General features: G+C 56.7%; 8 protein-coding genes. 2 read left to right on the top strand and 6 right to left on the bottom strand.

The genetic code is table 11. From position 1 onward, the window contains the following. Positions 1 to 10 precede the first annotated feature (10 nt). From E1J53_RS17855 to E1J53_RS17875, 5 genes are all read right to left on the bottom strand, one after another. Complete coding sequence (locus tag E1J53_RS17855) at positions 11 to 1,048, bottom strand: T9SS type A sorting domain-containing protein (RefSeq protein WP_134273747.1); 1,038 nt, start codon at positions 1,046 to 1,048, stop codon at positions 11 to 13. Between the two features lie 79 nt (positions 1,049 to 1,127). Next, positions 1,128 to 11,864, bottom strand: a complete 10,737-nt coding sequence (locus E1J53_RS24555; protein WP_134273745.1) for a PKD-like domain-containing protein — start codon at positions 11,862 to 11,864, stop codon at positions 1,128 to 1,130. A gap of 563 nt (positions 11,865 to 12,427) precedes the next feature. Further along, entirely contained in the window at positions 12,428 to 13,723 is a 1,296-nt protein-coding gene (locus E1J53_RS17865; protein WP_134273743.1) for a TRAP transporter large permease, read from the bottom strand. After that, a complete protein-coding gene (locus E1J53_RS17870) occupies positions 13,710 to 14,162 on the bottom strand; it encodes a TRAP transporter small permease (RefSeq protein WP_134273741.1) in 453 nt (150 codons plus the stop codon). The genes E1J53_RS17865 and E1J53_RS17870 overlap by 14 nt, the downstream gene beginning before the upstream one ends. Continuing rightward, positions 14,159 to 15,112 carry a TRAP transporter substrate-binding protein gene (locus E1J53_RS17875; RefSeq protein ID WP_368671763.1) on the bottom strand — a complete coding sequence of 318 codons (954 nt, stop codon included), beginning with the start codon at positions 15,110 to 15,112 and terminating at the stop codon, positions 14,159 to 14,161. The genes E1J53_RS17870 and E1J53_RS17875 overlap by 4 nt, the downstream gene beginning before the upstream one ends. A gap of 205 nt (positions 15,113 to 15,317) precedes the next feature. On the opposite strand from E1J53_RS17875, the gene E1J53_RS17880 reads away from it, so the two are divergent. Continuing rightward, on the top strand, positions 15,318 to 15,533 hold the full coding sequence (locus E1J53_RS17880; RefSeq protein WP_134273737.1) for a hypothetical protein: 216 nt from the start codon (positions 15,318 to 15,320) through the stop codon (positions 15,531 to 15,533). Between the two features lie 147 nt (positions 15,534 to 15,680). Further along, positions 15,681 to 16,682 carry a Gfo/Idh/MocA family protein gene (locus E1J53_RS17885; protein WP_134273735.1) on the top strand — a complete coding sequence of 334 codons (1,002 nt, stop codon included), beginning with the start codon at positions 15,681 to 15,683 and terminating at the stop codon, positions 16,680 to 16,682. Positions 16,683 to 16,777: 95 nt separating this feature from the next. On the opposite strand, the gene E1J53_RS17890 is transcribed toward E1J53_RS17885, so the two are convergent. Next, entirely contained in the window at positions 16,778 to 17,839 is a 1,062-nt protein-coding gene (locus E1J53_RS17890; protein ID WP_134273734.1) for a branched-chain amino acid aminotransferase, read from the bottom strand. Positions 17,840 to 17,879: the final 40 nt, after the last annotated feature.

A 17,879-nucleotide genomic window follows, 5' to 3' on the forward strand; every position in this document is an offset into this window, starting at 1 on the left:
CGGGTGGTTATTAGCGTACGACCAGTCGGGTGGTCTTACGGTCGTTCCCGTCCGTAGCCACCAGTTGGTAGAGTCCTGCGGGGAGGGCGGGAAGCTTCATGTTCAGGGAACCGTTGCTTAGGTTGGTCCATTCAGCCACCATGCGGCCACCGGCCTCAAAAAGTTGCAGGGTAGTGCCCTCATTGGCCCAGCCTCCGTTCAGGCGGATGGTTACCCGATCATTCAACTCCACGGGGTTGGGGAATACGGACAGCATTTTCTCGCTGGCCTCCTCAAGCTCCGCGATGACGATGGGCGTGTATTCAAAATTACCGTCGAAATCAATCTGCTTGAGGCGGTAGTAGTTCGGTCCCTCTTCGGGAGCACCGTCCAGGAATCGGTAGGTATTCAGTTCCTCCGTGGTGGCGTTGCCGAGTACTTTTCCGATGTTGACAAAACCGTCGTTGGGGTTGGTACTCCGCTCCACTTCAAAGTGGCTGTTGTTGACTTCTTCGCTAGTGGCCCAGGTAAGTTCTACCTTCCGGTCGACCAGGCGAGCATTGAACTGCAGTAGCGTTACCGGAAGGGCGAGTTCCTGGAAGTCAATGACGTCATTGGTGGATGCATCTCCGTCAGGTCCATCCACAAAGAATAGTGGATCATTGAAGGTGACGGTCCCCGCGAAGGGAGAACTTGCGTCATCCGCAATTCCCGCAGGAACGGCCGCGCGTACGGAGATCATCTCTCCCGCGGTGAATGTGGGGCAATTAAGGGCGCCCTGCGCGTCGGTCTGCAGGGTAATGATGAATCCATTGAAGGTAGACCCTCCAAAATCAAGTTCCTCGACGAATCCCTTGCCAATTAATTGATCACTGCTGTTAAAAACACCGACTTCCAAACCAATTGGTGCCTCGACCCCGTCAATAGTAGCCTCGGCCACAAACTGAGGGTTATCAAAATTTATGACATCCGGTGGTGCACATGCCCCGGGAAAATTGAACACCTGGGCCGAGACGGTCGACCAGCAGGCAACCGCCAGCAAACCGGTTAGTAGTAGATTTTTAATCATTAGGATTAGGATTAGTTGATCTAGAAAATAGGGAGTGGATGCAGCGGCTGCATCCACTCCCGCTCAATTATCAAAGTATTTACTTCCGGATAAATTGCTTCCTACCAATTAATCCTGCCTCAGAGGAGAGAATTAACTGGTAAGTACCCGCCGGAAGTTCGTTGACGTCAAAGGTAATCAAGTGCTGGCCGGCAGCCACTTCATTAACTTTTTGCTCAAACACGATCTGTCCCATGGCATTGAATACCGACAGGATGGCCTCCCGGTGATTCATCGGCGTGGTGAATTCGACCGATACGGGTCCGAAAGTCGGGTTCGGGAATACCGTCAGCGTCGTCTCCAGATCGGTGGTGGGAAGTACTTCTTCCACGTCAACGGTGCCCGGGTTCAGGTCAAAGCGACGCGCGCCCCAGTTTCCACTGAACGTCAGGCCGGTGGCGTAGGTTTGTCCGTCGAGCACCATGAAGACCTCTTCGCCTACGGCGAAACCTTCCTTGGCGTCCGTGTTCGCAATATCACCGTAAGCCAGTTCACCGTAGTAGATTCCTTCGTCACGTACCGTAGTCGTTCCAAAGAGGTTACCATCGGCGTCAACGAACTGGATGGTCTGACCGACGTATTGCTTACCATTCTCCACGACTCCGTAGAAGTGATCGAAGTTGGCCGTGGTCCGGAAGCCGTTACGCTTCCACGTATCGGCACCGATGGCCGCGCCTACGTTCACTACGTAGCCCAATCCGTTTTGTACTTGCGTCAGGTTACCGAAGGGGAAGGGGAAGGGCGAGGTGTTGTAGAAGCGTTGCGTTACTACGTCACCGACTGCCGTTCTCACGAAGTCCAGCTGACCGGTTTGGTTCAGCGTATTGAAGTAAGTGTCAGCAGATTGAGCCATCTGCGGCACGTAAGCGACAATGTTCAGGTCTTCCTGCAGGGCCACCCGCAGGTCCTCGTCGACCGGAGTACCACATACTTCTACCGTAGCGTCCTGAGCGACGGTTACCACGTAACCGTATCCACCCTGAAGGCCACCGGTGATGTTACCAGCGTAGAAACCAAGACCGCTCAGGAAGACGAAGAGTTCAGGATCTCCGTTGTTTACGTCCGGCTGGACGCTAACGACTTGCAGCAGGTTCTGCGTCGCAATCAGGTCAGCGAAAATGCTCTGTACGGAGTTATCACTGGGGATAACGTCAAAGCTGATCACGTTCGCTCCGGCGCGGAGGGTAATAACGTCACAAGGAACGACCACACTACATTCTTCGCGGGCAACAACTTCCACCGCGATACCGGTTTCGATATCGGAGCCACAGCCGAAGTTACTCATGACCTCGTAGCTGAAGGTGTAGATACCGGGGGAAACGGTGCTTTGATCGAAGGTGCCGTCACCATTAACGGTAACGAAGTCTACTCCTCCCGTCTGCGTGAAGGTTCCTCCCGCCATCGCTCCGGGGATCAGGTCAAAGAGGTTGAAGAAGGGTGCGTCCTGACAGGCCTCACCGGGCGTTCCCACGTAAGCACCGGCGTTCGGTGCGGGTTCTACCTCGATGGAGAATTCGGTGGTGTCCAGCGTACAGCCGGAGTTACCACCACCCACTACGTAGATGAAGTCAACGGATACCGGATCCAGGCTGGATCCTCCGATCATGGGCGTGAAGTTGGGAGATCCGGGGATCGGATCACCGTTGGCGAAGAAGAATTCACCGCCTTCGTCCTCGGCCAACAGGGCGTCAAAGAGGATGAAGTTCACACCGTCACACTGTACTCCCAGCGTAGGATCGGGGATACCGGCGCTGACGTCGGTGGAGAAGCTCACCGTCACCGTATCGGTAACGACACCACAACCGGCCACGTCGTCGTAGATCACTTCAAAGATCGCCGTTTCTCCGGTCAATCCGGCCTGAGGAGCCAGGAAGATTTCCAGACGGTTATTGACCACCAGGCCAGCCTGACCCATGGGATCAAAGATGAAGGTGGGGTTCGCCGTGGAGGTAGCGGCAATCGTGAAGTTCGCCGCCGTACCGCCGAGGTATTCCCAGCGGTATTCGTTGCGGTCCGTGCTCAGCATATTGCCGTTGGCGTCCGTCAGCTGTACGGCCGTAGCCACACCGGTGGGAGCGCAGAGGAAACCTCCGTCAAGCGCCAGTTCGAGGTCGACTTCCGGACGGTAGGTCACGGTCGTCATGCTGGAGTCACCGGGGCAACCCGCCGTGTAGGGGATGGCCGTGTAGGTTACCGACTTATTACCAAACGTACTGTTGGTGAAGGCACGGTTATTGAGGTCGCGGCGGAAATTTGTTCCGGTGAAGGGAGCAAAAATCCAGAAGTCCTCTCCTTCCGTTCCGGCAACGGCCTCGAGCCCCTCATCTGCGTGTACGCGGATCAGGAAGCTATCGACGGTAGGCGTGGTATTCACGGCCTGAACGCGCAGGTTGAAGGTTTCTCCGCTACAGAGAATGTCTCCACTTACGTTAGGATTGCGGGTCACAATGGTCGCGGCGTTTACGGGGTTGACCACCACCACAAATTCTACCGTACCGATAATGTCGCAATCACCCATGGATTCATCACGTCCAGCAACGCCATCGTACTCAAAGAATACGTTGTAGCGGACGGTGAAGGACATGGGGGCTGCCGTCGTATTGGTCAGTTCCGTAGCTTCAAAGCTCAGGGTGTCTCCCAGTTCGCTCAGCGGAATCGTGAAGGGCACGTTATTGGTAAAGTCCGTCAACCCGTCGGGGTCAATTACGCGAACGTTCACCATCGTCATTCCTCCTCCTGCGGGGGTAGACAGACTGTCACCGGGCAGGTTTACGTGTAGCGCCTGACCGGAGCACACGCCAAATTCTGGCGTGGGCGAAACACTGTCCTCTGCGTTATCCAGGCCGAAGGTGGCCGTAGAATCCATGGAGGTCAGCATGACGTCAGCGAAGGGCTCGGGGTTCACCGTAACGGTGTACTCGACGGGGTCACCAAGGCAGCCTCCGTTGGAAGGCGTTACGGTGTACACTACGTCAAGCGGTGCGTTGGTGGTGTTGACCAGCTCATCGTTTTCGAAGTACGTCCGACGGCCGGATGCCGGCGTCGCCGGGTAAGAGCCGTTGGCTTTAGAAAGTAACACACCATCGGGCAGATCAATTTCGTACATCAGATCAATGTTGGAACCGAAGGAACCAGCAAAGGCACTGTTGGGCGCGGGATCAACCTGCAGTCCGGTAGTCGCCGTACTACAGATGATGGTATCAATGATGTTGCTCACGGATTCCGTGGCGTCAATGATCGGCTCGGCCGTCATCCGGAAGGTGTAGGTTACCGGGCGGCTGGCACAATCATCACCGTTGATGAATTCAACCACGTAGGTCACCACTACGGGGCCACCCGTACGGTTGCGGTAGGTGTCGCCACCAAATCCGCCTACAGAAGCATCAACGCTCACGGGCATTCCACTGTATACGGAGCTGATGGTCTCGAAGTTAGGATCGCCACCGGCATCGTCCGTTACGGACAGGATGCGGATTTGCTCGATCATGAAACCATTGTTGAAGCTCTGCGTGGCGGCAATATCAAATCCGGAGTCTTCGAAGCTCACGTTGGAGCATACGTTGACTTGCGCAGGTGCCAGGTCGATTCCGGGGAAGCCGGGCTGAACGGTAACCGTCAGGGTAAGCGTATCGCCGAAGCAAACCTCATCACCACCGACGATGCGGGGCACTACGGTGTAGACCACGTCTGCGGGCACGTCATTGTTGTTGATGATCCGGGTCTCGAAGAACGGAATCGGGGCCGCAGCGGCACGGTCATTCGGTGGTCCACCGAATTGTCCGTTGGGCTCACTCGCCCGTGCGGGATTGTTTCCGCCAATCACTACACCAGCGGGAACATCCACGTCAATCACCCGTGCCCGGAGGAAGTTTACGCCTTCGCTTGGCATGGTGGAAGAACTCAGAACGGCGTCCAGTGAATCCCGGCTACAGATGGTAGCGGAGTACTCGTTCATGCCATCCTGGGTGATGGTCGTCCGGCCACTGGCCAGTTGCAGGGTTGGGGTGGGCTCCACGGTAATGGTTACCTCAACCGTTCCACCGGGGCATTCCGCCTCAGAGCTGGTCGTAAAGACGTAGTTCACGTCGAGAGGACCATCCGTGGGGTTATCGAAACGCTCTCCGAAGAGGATCGTATCCGTTTCACCGTCCACGATGGGGTTGTCGCTGATGTCAATCAGTCCTTCGGCCACGCTACGCTCTAACAAGGAGAAGCGTACGTCATTGAAGACCAGGGTGAAGGTCATGAACGCATCACCAGCAGGTGCATCATTGAAGTTTTTGGTTCCGTTGCTGTTAATCACGATGGGGGTGGGGCCAGCAGTTCCTGCGTAAGACTCGCCAGCTTCACCGGCAGCACCGTCCAGGTTGGAGCCACCGTCACCGCCAGACCAGCCGCCGCCGCCGCCGCCGCCGTTTCCACGGCCGGCGCCACCGAGGCTACCGGAAGCAGGATTCATAGCGTTCCAGCCCGTTCCGCCAAAGCCACCAAGGCCAGCGCCTTCGAGACCATCCGTGGTGGGATCGTTCGGGTTGATGGTGAATTCAGTAGCGTCATCTCCAATTTCGGCGAAACCTGCACCACCACCACCAGCAGCTACAAATACAGCTACCATGTCGCCTTCAGCAAAGTTGCCGTTGTTCGGGCCAGCAATCACACAAACCAACGTTGCGTCACCACCGTCACCATTACCGAAGTTGGCAGCACCTGCTTCTCCTTTACGTACCCGGATAGTGTCACCAGGTTGGACGGGCAGGTTATTCCGGGGAGTGTTAAATGGATTAATGGTAGCTTCAATTTCGTAGCCTAAACCACCGCGGTTTTGGGCGGTACGATCACCACCATTTGCACCACTGAGGCTAAGGTTAATGCCACGGATAGCCCATACACCCGGAGGAACTACGTACTCATTACCTTCAGAGAAGTCGAAAGAACTCGCAACGCGGCTGCGGAAGGTTCCGCCCACGTCGGATGCACCCGGAATCTGGTATTCAATCCGGTCTTCGCTGCACACCGTCGTTTCGAAGGGTCCGAGGTCCGGAGGCGTGGGGTTAAGCGTAACGATGACTACGATGGGCTCACCGCTACATTCATCCGGGCCAAGAGTTTGGTCATCTACTCCATCCTCGAAATAAGGAGTGAGCGTGATTCTAGCTGTTTGAGCGCTATTGTTCATCAGGGTGGTCTGAACGTTCTGCGCACCTACCGAGAAGCTAGCAGCGGGGAAAACCCCAACGTCAAATCCACTGGGGATACCAATAAATGTCGCGTCGAAGTCCACGTCCATTTCGACGTAATTGGCTTTACCGTCGGCCAATTGCGGAATCATCAGATTGTTGATCAGGAAGTCCTCACCACTACAGATTTCGTAAGTGTAGGGGCTGCCGTCGGCCGTCAGGTTATCCATTTCGGTACCAATCTGGATGTCGTAGGATAGAACGGGCGTCGGATCAAGGAGGAAGGAGGCAGTATCTACATCACCGATACAGTCATCTCCTTGGCCACCTTCGTCGATTCCATTCGATCCGAAGGTGTATAGCGAAATGATGTAACGGACTTCGCGACTTACGTCATCCTGCGCAACCAGTTGCTGATTAATGCGGTCTCCCAGTGCAGTAAAATACCGTGGTGGCATGTCAGCACTTCCGTTAGGATTAAAGGTGCCCTGACCAGAGGTGGCTCCGTCAAGTAGCGTACCGTCGTTTTCGCGGGTCCAGGTGAAACCAATACCCGTACTGTTAGGATCGATTAACGTGAAGGGACGTACACTGACGTCCGTACCGTCACATATCTGCGTTCCGCTAGGAACAAAAGTAGTCCCGTCAACAACCTGATTTACCTGCAGGTCATCTTCTTCCACGGGGTTAGGCAGAACTTCTACGCGTAGGCGCTTGAAGACACCGCGACAATCATCGCTTGCGTTGAGGCCGTTACCGTCGATGCCGTCAGGACCGAAGGTGTAGGCGGCAAAGGAGTAGAGTACGTACTGTGCCGTATTACCATTATTGATCAGTACCTCAGTTACGTCCACAAATTCAAGACCACCCTCAAACAGGTCAATGGGCATACTGTTCCCGTCGACTACGTCAGGTGCATTGTCTACGTTGCGGTTCACGCGGTAGAGAACGTCCGTTCCCACCACGTTTTGTGAGGGAGAGAAGGTAATCTGTCCGCCGCTGCAAATCGTGAGCGTATCGACGTCTGCGAGCAGCATCTCGGCATTGATGGAAGTTCCGGCGTGGGTGGCGATCACCTGGATTTCCGGATCGGGATCAACGGTTACGTTGAAGGTAGCCACTTCGCTGGTACAGCCGAAGCGGGTGGTGGCCGTTACGGTGTAGGTAGCGACCAGCGGAGAGTTGGTTGGGTTTTCGATAATATCGTCCACCATCTCCATACTTCCGGCACCCAGCACCGGGTAGGGGCTGCCACCGACGAACACCAGTCCGGTTTCGAGGCTCAGCTCGTAGTCGAAGGTAACGTTAGCGGTATTGGTGAAGCTGGAGGCGAAGGCAGAGTTGGCGGTGGGTGCCAGGGGCATACCCACTTCATCACCGGTACAGATCCGGAAGTCGGCCATCGTCTCGTCGATGATGGGCTCGGCGCGGACCAGGAAAGAGTAGGTGATCACCTCACTCTGACATCCGTCGTCGGATACCAAACGAATATCGTATTCTACGGTTACCCCGGATCCCGTCCGGTTGCGGTAGCTGTCGTTATTGAAGAAACCGTTGGTTTCGGTTAGCAGGACGCCACCGGCCGCCAGGCCGGAGGTATCCACGGCGGAGATCGCCGTGAAGTTGGGGTCCGTGGTGCTTACGCGGTAATCCACCAGGCGGACCGTGCTGAAGTCAATGTTAAGGTTGGGCTGCGTAGCCTGCAGGTCGAAGCCTTCATCACTGAAGACGTCGCGGGAACAAACCTCCACCTGGCCGGGCGTAGCCACGCCAAAGAATCCTGGGTTGACCGTTACCGTGAAGGTGAAGGGCGTTCCGGGGCAGTTGGGCTGACCGGGGCGGTTGATGAAGGGGGTAATCGTGTAGGTTACCGTCTGGGCCACGGCGGAAGAATTCAGGATGGCCTCCTCGAAGAAGAGGACGGAATCCTGGCTAGCACGGTTGCCACCGGAGGCTCCGGGGATGCCACTGCTGGCGCGCGCGGGATCCGAGCCGACGATGGTTACGTCACCACTGCTCGTCGTGAAGCTGGTGGTGTAGCGCAATTGGTTATCTCCTCCCGTGGGCGTAGCCATGGAGAAGAGGTAGGCACTCAGTGAGTCACCGCTACAGATCGTAGCCGTGTATCCGTTTTCGGGGCTGCCCATTACCGTGGTGCCGTTGCTGGCCAGCTCGGCGGTAGCCTCGGGTTCGATGGTCAGTACCACTTCCACGGTGCTGCCGTCCGTACAGTCCGCTTCGGTGCGGGTGCTGAAGACGTAGGTTACGTCCAGCGGTCCGTTGGTGGGGTTGAGGAATTGCTGGCCGAAGAGGATGGTGTCTACTTCGCCGTCTACGATGGGCTCGCTCTGGTCGGTCAGGCCGGGATCAACGGTCTTGCTAACCAGGTCAAAGCGGATGTCGTCGTAGACCACGGTGTAGAAGACTTGCGCCTCACCGTCGGCATCCTGGGTGAAGGGCTTGGTACTAAAACCAACGCTACCGGTAGAGGAATAGGAATCACCTCCCTGGCCGCCGGCACCCGACTGGCTGTTACCGCCGTCGCCGCCGATCCAGCCGCCGCCGCCGCCGCCACCGTTACCCTGACCGGCGCCGCCCATGGCGTCGGGGAAGCCCGTCCCGCCAAAGCCGCCGGGGCCCTGGCCGTCAGTACCGTCTGCAGGCGAAGAGTTCGTGGAAGCGATTGAAGCATTTTGTCCGTTAAACGCAACACCAGCACCACCGCCACCGGCGGCTACGAAGGTGTGCACGATACCACTACCTGGGCGGATGACGACCATGGTGGTGGCATTACCGCCGTTACCGTTGGAAACGTTGGCGCTGCCCGCGGTTCCGCGGCGCACGCGTACCGTATCACCGGGCAGCAGCTGAAGTTCTGAGAGGCTGCCGGTGATCACTCCACCACGGCCCCCTGAGCGGTTCGGCCCGGCACCTGCGGTACCGCCACCATTACCACCGGAAAGGGTAAAGGAGAAGTCTTCAATTCTGGCGGCTCCCGCGGGAACCACAAAGTCCGTTTCGTTCTCAAAGGTGTTGAACTCGGAGATGCGGGTCTCCAGGTCTCCCATACCAGAAGCTCCGCCAATCACGTAATCAACGCGCTCTTCACTGCAGAAGGTAGCCATCTGGGGCGAGTTGAGGGCGGGAGGAAGTGGGTTTACCGTAAGTACGAGCGTAATGGATTCCCCTTCGCAATCTACTCCACTCTGGCTGGCGGACATGTTGCTGAACATCTCGAAGTACGGCGTCAGGGTGATGGTCGCCACCTGAGCACTGTTGTCCGGGCTGTTGTTCATCACGTTCTGCACCCCGATCAGGAAATTGTCGATGGGCAGGAACTGGGTGGTCGGCGTAGGAATGTTCAGGAAGCCGGCATCGCCCTGTACGTCAAAGATCACGTACTTGAGCTTGGCGCCCGAAGGCTCGGGGATATTCAGGTTATCCAGCAGGAAGTTGTCTCCGCTGCAGATTTCGTAGGCGACGGCGTCACCACTCATGAGGGTGGTCATTACGTCGTCACCGATTTCCAGGTCGGCCGTCAGGCTGGGCTGCGGCTGTACCGTCAGAGTAACCACTACGGGTTCTCCGGAACAGGAGTTGTCCACGAAGGGTCCACCGATCGTCTGACTGTTCTGGGGGAAGGTCGGCGTAATCGTCAGCGTTGCCGTCTGGTCTTCCCCGGATTGGTTGGTGAAGTTGGCGTAGATGCTGCTACCGTTCGTCTGGTCCGTATCGCTAATGGTGCTGAAGTTAGCCACCAGGGGAGAAGAGAAAGACCACTGGAAGTCGTAGCGAACGTTCTGGTTGCCACCATTGTCGTTCAGGAAGACCGAAAGGTCGTAGTCCTGGGCGCTACATACGATGGGGTTGAGGTCGAAAATGGGGTCGATCTCGGGGTTGGGCCGCACCGGAATGGAAAAAGCCGTAGGCTCACTTGAGCATCCCGTCAGAATGTTGGTGGACACCACCTGCAGCTCAATGGTCTGCGCAAAATTGGCGTTGTTCTGGAAAGAACCGATTACGGAACCATCGCCGGTGTAGGGGATGCTCATGGCGTTAAAATCGCCCATGGTATCGATCGTACCCGGCGCAGTACCGGTGTAGGTGATCTCGTAAGTATTGAGCGGATCGTAGTTGGGGATGTTTACTTCGACGTCCTGGTTAGAGCAGAAGAATCCGCCCACCACGCTGTCGCCGGTGCCCAGAATGGAGAAGACCTCCACCATGGGATCCACTGGCTGGGCGTTTACCTGAAGAACGAAGGGGAAGGTATCCGTACAACCCGTAAAGTTGTTGAAGAGCACCAGCTCGAGGTTCACCGTCGTATCCTGATTCAGGGGACGGCAGAAGCCGGTGCCGGGCGTAAATCCAGTCAGGGAGTAGCCGCCGTTCATTTCGGCGGGGAAGGGCCGCATGCTGGACTGGTAGGGGCCCCAGCAACCGCTATTGGGTGAGGGGTCAATAATGTCGTAGGAAGCGTTCTGTACGTTGAAGTTCAGGCCCGCAACTGCGGCAACCTCTACAGTGTAGGAGTTTGCGTCGGCACAGATGGGCGGAGCAAACAGGAAGCCGACGGTGATCTCGGCGGGTTGTCCGATAACGGCCGTTTCGGTCAGGGTACAGTTTCCGTTGCTGTCGGAGATGCTGATTTGGTAGGTACCGGCGGGCAGGTTGTTGATCGTCCGGTTGGGGTAACCGTTTACGGAAGCGGCAATGGAGCCCGAAATCGCGGCAGAAATCGGTCCTTCAATGACGAAGAACAGGTTTCCGTTGACGTTGGGGTCCGCTCCGTCGGGGATGAGGGTCAGACTGCCGTCCGCTTCCCCAAAACAGCTCGCGGGGGAAGCCGTTACCGTCAGGCTGAATTCGCCCTCTACGGTTTCCGTGAAGGCCGTTTCACAGCCCGTGGCCACGTCAAAGATCAGGATGGTGTAATCACCCGGTAGCAGATTGGTGGCGCGTGCCAGATATTCCGTGCTGCTGGGGTTGGGGAACTCGCCGGGAGCAAATACGTTCACCAGCCCAAAGTCCGTGCGCGTAGCGCTGAAGCGGTTGGGGTTGCTGGTGTTACCGTCGAAGGGAACGAAGAAAATGTCGATCTGCCCGGTAGGAACATTGTCACAGGGTGCATCCTCAACGACCACCGTCGTTTCATCGGCGTCGATGCTGGGCACCGTTCCGATATCAAAGAGGTTACTGTCTACCTCATCCGCCGTAAAGTCCTGAAAACACACGTTTTCAATGGAGACACTGATGAGTCGGACGAAGTTATTGGTGGCCACAACCGGTGGTGCATTGGGGGGGAACTCCCCAATGGCAAACCCATTCACGGCATTTACCTCAATGACGCTATTCTGCGGGAAGGAGAAAAAGCCATTAAAGTAAAACGTCTTGAATTCAACGGTCACCGGACCATTGATGAAGAACGAACCAAAGTTGAACAGGATGGAGGGATTCGTTGCGTCACAGGTTGACTGAACCGTAATTTCAATATTATTCGGATCAAGCCCGCAACTGAGCTGTGCCTTGGCCGAACCAGACAAGGCTAGAAGCCCGAACGCTAACACCAGCGAACGAACCAAAGGGGTAAAATACTTCATAGGGAAAACGATTGTTGAATGGGATGAACGCCTTCTAGACGAGTTTTTGGGTGATCGGATCGGTTTTATTGCTGAAGCCTCTAAAGGCATATTCTGCTGGTATGTAATAGGCATTTTTCACGTGTGGGATAAACACAAAAAGGGCTAGCTCCCAGCTGGGGCAAACCATTAGTTTTTACCGTTTGTGAATCCGTTTTACTCAGGCGTACACAGCACCGAAGGGAGGGAACCTTCGCCAACGTCTACCCACGTTGGGTGGTATGCTACGTCATACAAACATATAGCTTTAATCTTTCATTCTCAAAATTGTGGGGATGTTTTCCCCACTACACCGGAATAAGTGGGTTTAATCCCACCAAATTTTAACTTAATCCCCACTACATTTTTCGCCAAAAAAAATCTTTTCCCGGGGCGTTGGGAATAAATCCAAAAGTCAGGGCTCCTCGGGAGAGTTCCCGGCACCTGCACGCCGTTGCCCTAATTCACTGGTCAGCCGCGTAAAGACTCCGCCCCCCAAACAACCAGCGTTGTCGCCACTGCCTCCGCGGAACGTGCGTGACCCATTAGTCCAGCAACAGGTCGGGCAGCCACAGGCTCAACCCCGGCACGTAGGTGACCAGGAGCAAGGCCAGCAACATGACCAGGAAAAGTGGGAGCAGGGGCCGCAGCACCTGGGTCAGTCGGATGTTCGCCACGCCGATGCCAATGAACAGGACCGACCCCACCGGTGGCGTACAGAGGCCGATGCAGAGATTGAGTACCATCATGATCCCGAAGTGTACCGGGTCCATACCCAGTGCGGTAACGACGGGAAGAAATATCGGCGTGAAGATGAGTACCGCCGGCGTCATGTCCATGAAGATGCCCACCACCAGTAAAATCACGTTGATCAGCAAAAGGATCACGAAAAAGTTATCGCTGAGGCCCAGCAAGCCGGCCGTAATGGCCTGCGGCAGGTTTTCGTAACTCATTACCCAGCTCATGGCCAGTGAGGTAGAGACGAGCAGCAGTACGATGGCGGTGGTATTGACGCTCTCCGCAAACACCGCCGGTAAATCTTTCATGCCGATTTCTCCGTAGGCGAAGGCCAGCAGGAGGCAGTACGCCACGGCCACGGCCGAGGCCTCGGTGGCCGTAAATATTCCCGCCACGATGCCGCCGATGACGACGACCAGCAGCAGCATACTCGGTAGCGCACGCCAGAAGGTGCGCATGATGGTTTTCCCTTCCCAGGGATCTCCGCTGGGGTACCCCTTCCTGCGGGCGTACACCGCCGCGGCCACAATCAACAATCCCCCGGTAAGCATGCCCGGCAGGTACCCCCCGAGGAAAAGCGCCGCAATACTGACGCCCCCCGAAGCCAGGCTGTAAACAATCAGGATGTTGCTGGGCGGGATTACCAGGCCGGTAGTGGCGGAGGTGATGTTCACCGCGGCCGAAAAAGACCGGGGATACCCCTCATCCTCCATACGTTTGGTCATGATTCCGCCAATGGCACTCGCCGCAGCGGCAGCGGAGCCGGCAATGGCCCCGAAGAGCATGGCGGCCACCACGTTGACCGCCGCCAGCCCTCCCGGGAGGGGTCCCACCATGGCTTTGGCGAAATCAATCAGTCGGCCGGCAAGTCCCCCCCGGTTCATCAGCTGACCGGCCAGAATAAAGAACGGAATCGCCAGGAGGCTGAAGCTGTCCAGTCCCGTGGTCATACGCTGGGCTACCGTGCCAGCCGCCACCAGACCATCCATCGTCGTCAGGAGGGTAAGCAGGGCCGTCAGGCCCAGCGTCCAGGCTACGGGAACGCCGATGGCCAGGAAGGTCAGGAAGCTGATGATCAGTATGGCTACCTCAAGTCCGTCCATGGATCAGGTCTTTGGCTTTGAAAAAAGAAATCAGCAAACCGGCCAGCGGTACGGCCAGGTAGAAAATCCCCACCGGAACCTTCAGGGAAGGAGAACGCTGCCCCAGATAGAAGGTGAGCCATACGTAATACCCCCCACCAATCACCAGTACGAATAAGGCAAACAGCAGGATCAGACCATCGATCAGGCGGTAGAGCTTTTTCCGACGGCCAGTCTGCAGCCGATCCGGGAACAACTGGATGGCGATGTGACTGCGCCGCGACACGGCGTAGGCTGCCCCCAGCAGACTGATCCAGATGAGCAGAAACCGGGCCAGTTCCTCCGTCCAGCCCGCCTGGTTGCCCAGCAAGTAGCGGGTAAGCACTCCCCAGAGCACCACCGCCACTTGCAGGGCCAGCAGGCCGGCACAAACGTGCCCTAACCACTTTTCCATTTTCATTGCGCAGCTAAAATTTTATTCAGGATCTCGGACAGTGCGGGATCTTGTCGGGCGGCCTCATACATCGGCTGCACGGCTTCCCGGAAGGCCGTCGGGGCCACCTCCGTAAAGGTTACGCCCGCCTTGAGCAGTTCCGTGACGGCTTCCCGCTCCGCCGCTTGCCACCGGTCCCGCTGATATTTCGTAGCCATGGTGGCGGCCGTTTCCAGCCAGGCTTTTTCGGTGGCGGACAGGCCATCCCAGGTGGCCGTACCGATCACCAATACGTCGGGCACCGACGTATGTTTATCGTAACTGTAATAGGGCGTCACCTCGTAATGCCTGCTGGTGTAGTAGCTCGGCAGATTATTCTCGGCGGCGTCCACCACGCCCTGCTGAAGGGCCGTGTACAACTCCCCGTAGCTGATGGGCGTTGGCGATCCCCCCAGGTGGCGAATCAGGTTCACCGCCATCGCACTGTTCTGCACCCGGACTTTCTTCCCGGAAATATCGTCCGGACTACGGACCGGCCCGTCCTTGGTGTAAAAACTACGGTTTCCGGCGTCAAAAAAGGTGAGGCCCCGCAAGCGTGCCCGGGAACCCTGCGCCAGAAGGTCACGGCCAACAGGTCCGTCGAGAATGGCAAATCCGGTTTCGCGATCGGGGAAAAGGTAAGGCAGGCTCAAAACACTGTAGGAGGGCGCAAACCGCTCCATAACCGCCGCGGAGACTTTAGTCATCGCCAGGGAGCCCAGCTGCAGCAGCTCCAGGCACTGAGATTCCGTGCCCAGTTGTCCGGAAGGATATATCTCCAGTTGAAGTTGTCCGCCACTGATCGAGTCCACCACCTCGCCCATACGAACCATGCCGGCGTGTACGGGGTGCGTCACGTCCAGTCCGTGCGCTAACCGCAGTTTTTGTCCCTGCTCCCCGTCATGACACCCCATCAGGAACAGCATTCCCAGGGCCACTATCGAGTGAATTTTTGGCCAACGGGGGCAACGGAGTGCAGGTGCAAGGCTCATACCTACGGTGCCGTGACGTGGGTACAGGAGCGGTAAAACAATCGGGGGAAACATTGTAGGTGGTGACGGTAAAAAAGCTTACTCACCCCTACTGAAGAGGACCGAACATCGGCGGGAAAAAGCGAGTTGCTAAGGAAAATAACTCACCAACATGAAATCAATACTTCCCATCGTTCTGGTACTCGCCGGACTGGTTTTCGCCTATCTCGCCATCACTACCTTCCAGGATTCCACCGCTAACGTAAGTTTCCTCGGCATCGATTTGTCCGCCAGCGACGAAAGCGGGCAATTAACCGCCGGACTCTACGGGATCGTTGCCCTGGTCTGCCTTGGCCTGGGCGTCCGCACCTTCAGCAAACGCAGTTGATTGGGGTAGTCCACAAAGCATAAACTGATTCGGGTAAGGCCTGGGGGACGGACGATCCTCCAGGCCTTCTCATTTTCTGTACGTCCGGCTTTTTGCCGGAGGTGGCTGATTTCGCACGAACCGCGTTATTTTGGGCAAAACTCTTTTATGTCCAGCTTCCACTTTGCCATCCTGGGTCTTGGAAAAATTGCCCGCAAATTTGCTCATGACCTCTCCCTGATCGAAGGGGCAAAGCTGGTGGCCGTGGGCTCGCGCTCCCAGGAAAGGGCCCGGGCCTTTGCCGAAGATTTCGGCGCGGAATATGCTGCGGGGAGCTACGAAACCACCTTTGATGGCCCGCGGGTAGATGCGGTCTACATTGCCACTCCCCACATCAGTCATCAGGAGTTGACGGTGATGTGTCTGGAAAAAGGCGTTCCGGTACTTTGTGAAAAACCACTGGGACTCAACCTCCGTGAAGTAGAACGGATGGTAAGCGTGGCCAGGGAACGGGGTGTTTACCTCATGGAGGCGCTCTGGACCCGTTTCCTTCCTTCCACCCTGAAAATTAAGGAACTCATTGATTCGGGGGCCATTGGTCAGCTTGAGGGTGTGCGCTCCGATTTTGGGTTCCTGGCACCTGCGGCCACGTCTGGTGATTTCAGCCGCAACCGCATCCTCAACCCCGAGCTTGGGGGAGGGGCGCTACTGGACATTGGCATTTATCCGCAATTTCTCGCCCAGTTTCTCCTGGGCGCGCCACGGGAAGTACACGCCCGGGGCCGGCTCACGGAACGTGGGGTGGACATTGACACCACGGTAACGGGACTACACGCCGGGGGCAAACTTTCCCACAGCTACTCTACCCTACTCGGCGGCACCAAGACGGAAGCCCTGATCATGGGCTCCGAGGCCCGGATTCACTGGCATCCGAGGTGGCACGAGTCGGGTGCCTTTTCCATCCTGCGGAGCTGGGACTCTCCGCCCGAGAATCACTACTTTGATTTCGGTGAAGCCAACGGCTACCGGTACGAAGCTGAAGCGGTAATGGCCGACGTAAGAGCAGGACGAACGGAAAACGCCGACTGGTCGCTGGAGGACAGCCTGAACCTTCACCGTACCCTCACCGAAGTACGGAAACAGATCGGGGTAAAGTACCCGGGAGAATAAGTCGATCAAATCAGCGGTAAGGCTTCCTTACCGCCCCCAGGCACCGGGCCGGGCGTTTATTCCAAGCCGAGGAGTTATTTGAACCTGTTGGGACTTTAGACCTTAACCAGCCAGTTGAACTTGTCTTCCACCTTTCCGCTGCGTAAGCCGTCGATGTATTGCTTGAGGAAGGGCCCCACCTTGCGGTCCGCTACCGGAGGCAGGGTCATGAGCTTATCCTTATACTGCAATTCGGAAACGTGGCTCACCACCGCGGCCGTTCCGGCACCGAACATTTCTTCCAGTTTTCCGGCGTCGTAAGCCTCAACGATTTCGTCGATTTCCACGACCCGTTCGCTGACCTTGTAGCCCTGATCCTTGAGGATGGTGATAAAGTTCTTGCGGGTGATGCCCTTCAGGATGGCACCGTCCGTGGCGGGAGTGACCACCTCCCCGTCAATGACGAAGAAGATGTTCATCGTGCCTACTTCCTGTACCTGGGTCATGTTGGGGCCACCCATCCAGACCACCTGATCGAAGCCTTTTTGCTGAGCAAGGTGGGCGGGCAGCAGGCTTCCGGCGTAGTTGCCGGCCGCTTTGGCTTCTCCGGTTCCACCGGGTACGGCCCGGACATACTTTTGCTCCACCACCAGCCGAACGGGCTTGGCGTAGTAGGGGCCCACCGGTGCGGTTACGATGCAGAAACGGTAGGTTTCGCTCGGCCGCACACCGATGAATTCATCGGTCGCGAACATGAAGGGGCGAATGTACAGGGCGCTTCCTTCCTGGGGAGGGATCCAGGCCTGGTCCAGATTCACCAACTGGCTGAGTGCCTCGACGAAACGCTCTTCAGGAAACTCCGCCATCATCATACGGCGCGCACTGGCGTTAATGCGTTTAGCGTGCTCCAGCGGGCTCAGCAGCATCGGCGTACCGTCTTCGTGCTTACTGGCCTTCATTCCCTCAAAGACGGCCTGTCCATAATGGAGCACCATACTGGCGGGGTGCATAGTAAAGTGGCCAAAGGGTACGATTCGATCATCGGTCCACTGTCCGTCCTTGTAATCGCTGACAAACATGTGGTCACTAAAAATCTTGCCGAAGGGAAGATTTGAGAAGTCAACGGTATCCAGTTTGCTTTGCTGGACTTTGGTGGTACGGATTTGAGTAGAAACCATGATCTATGCTATTTTCTGCGGGGGTTATTATGGTGATGGA

The sequence above is a fragment of the Lewinella sp. W8 genome, assembly GCF_004375085.3.
Classification (GTDB): Bacteria; Bacteroidota; Bacteroidia; order Chitinophagales; family Saprospiraceae; genus Neolewinella.